At 72.5% G+C, this 1,901-nt stretch carries 2 protein-coding genes; both read right to left on the bottom strand.

Annotated features, from left to right (window positions below; translation table 11 throughout):
- A partial coding sequence (locus MET9862_RS28940; RefSeq protein ID WP_142586307.1) for a hypothetical protein occupies positions 1 to 218 on the bottom strand: 218 nt, incomplete at its 3' end.
- 19 nt (positions 219 to 237) lie between these two features.
- The gene (locus tag MET9862_RS28935; RefSeq protein WP_244612962.1) at positions 238 to 1,827 is read right to left on the bottom strand and encodes a methyl-accepting chemotaxis protein; all 1,590 of its coding nucleotides are present in this window, start codon (positions 1,825 to 1,827) and stop codon (positions 238 to 240) included.
- Positions 1,828 to 1,901 lie beyond the last annotated feature (74 nt).

The following is a 1,901-nucleotide window of genomic DNA, read 5'->3' as shown; positions in this document are numbered from 1 at the left end:
GGCGCAGGGAGACCTGTCCGCCGCGGCGCACCACCTCGTAGCCGCCCCAGGTCTTGCCGCCATAGGCGGCGATCTTGGGCAGCATCGTCTTCAGGATCGTCGTTCCAGTCGGGCAGGGGCTCCTCGCCCGCGGCGCCCAGCGCGGCGCGGATCGCCTCGATATGCTCGCGATGCTCGACCTCGAAGGCCGCGAGCAGGAGCTGGCGGATGTCGCTCACGGCCCGCTGCGCCCGGGGCTCAGTGGCGGTAGCGCTCGGCCAGCGCCCTCAGCGCCTGCGCGAGCCCGGTCAGGTTGGCCGGGGCCGCCTCGACCTCGCGGGGGCCGGCCGCCGTCTGCTGGCTGGCCTGGCGGATGTTCTGGAGCGCGCCCATCACCTGCTCGATGCCGAGCTGCTGCTGGTTCGTCGAGGCGACGATCTGCTGGAAGGTCTGGACGTTCTCCTCGACGCGCGCCGAGATCTCCTCGATCGTGCGCTGGGTGGTGTCGGAGCGGGTCTTGCCGGTGGCGGCGCGCTTGACCGCCTCCTCGGTCAGCATCACCGAGGTGTTGATGCCCCGCTGGATCTCGCCGAGGATGCCGCGCACCTGCACGGTGGCGGCCTTGGCCTGGTCGGCGAGCTGCTTCATCTCGGCGGCGACCACCGCGAAGCTGCGCCCGCTCTCGCCGGCGGCGGCCGCCTCGATCGCCGCGTTCAGCGCGAGGAGATGCGTGCGCTCCGAGATGTCGTTGACGGTCTCGATGATGTCGCCGATCGCCTGCGTCCTCTCGGAGAGCGCGACGATGTTGCCGGCCACCGCCTCCGCCTGCTCGCGGATGGCGTCCATGGCCTTGGCGGTGTCGGCGACCGCGCGCAGGCCCTGGCGGGAGGTCTGGGCGGTGGCCTTGGCGGTGGCGATGACCTCGCCGGCGCGCTTGGTGATCTGCGCGCCCGAATGGGTGATCTCGTCCACCGTCGCCGCGGTCTCCTGAACGGCGGCGAACTGCTCCTCGACGGAGGCCGCCTGCTCCTGGGCGGAGGCGCGGATCTCGGCCGCCGCGGCGTTGAGGTCGGCGGTGGCGGCGCGGTTGGTGCGGGCGAGCTCGGCAAGCCCCGCCACCATGGCATTGAGGGTGCGCGAGAGCCGGGCGATCTCGTCGTTGCCCCGCGCCGGCAATTCGCCCGCGAGGTCGCCCGAGCCGACGCGCTCGACGAAGCCCATCACGGTGGTCAGCGGGCGCACCACCGCGCGGCTGATCAGCACCGTCACCAGGATGCTCAGCAGGGCGCAGGCGGCAAGCGTCCCGAGAATCGAGAGCCGGCTCGACTCGTAGACCCCCTGCACCGCGCGCTGCCCGGCGACGATCCCCTCGTCGAGCACGTCGCGGCCGCGGTCGATCCCGCGCAGCACCACCTCCTGCTGGCGGTTGATCTCCTCGTTGCGGGCCTCCACCGCGTCCGCGTCGCGGGCGGAGATCGCGGCGACCTGCGTCTCGCTCGCCGTGCGGAGCTGGCGGAACTGGCCGGCGGTGTCGGCGACGTTCTGGGCGAGGCGCTTCCAGATCGCGGCGCGGGCCGGCGAGGTCGCGTTGTCCGCGTAGGCTTCGGCCGAGCGGGTCAGGCTGGTGAAGATCGCGTCCGCCTCGCCCGCCGCGCCGCGCCAGCCGTCCAGCGCCCGGGCGACCTCCTGCGCGTCCGTCTTCCGGCTGAGCACGGCGATCACCGCGTTGCGGCGCATCAGCCCCATGTCGCGGGCCTTGTTGGCGAGGTCGTCGAACTGGCGCGCCATGGCGAGGTCGCGGGAGACGATGGCGTCGGTGGTGTCGCTTGAGGGCTCTCCTGGGTTCAGACGCCTGGAGAGCCGAAATAGATCCGCGCGATCGGCGGCGGATATGCCCCAATGTCCGCACAGCTCTCCAGCCG

Origin of the sequence: Methylobacterium symbioticum, assembly GCF_902141845.1 — a bacterium.
Classification (GTDB): domain Bacteria; phylum Pseudomonadota; class Alphaproteobacteria; order Rhizobiales; family Beijerinckiaceae; genus Methylobacterium; species Methylobacterium symbioticum.
Note: the sequence above shows the minus strand (reverse complement) of the source record. Positions and strands in the feature narration are given on the sequence as shown.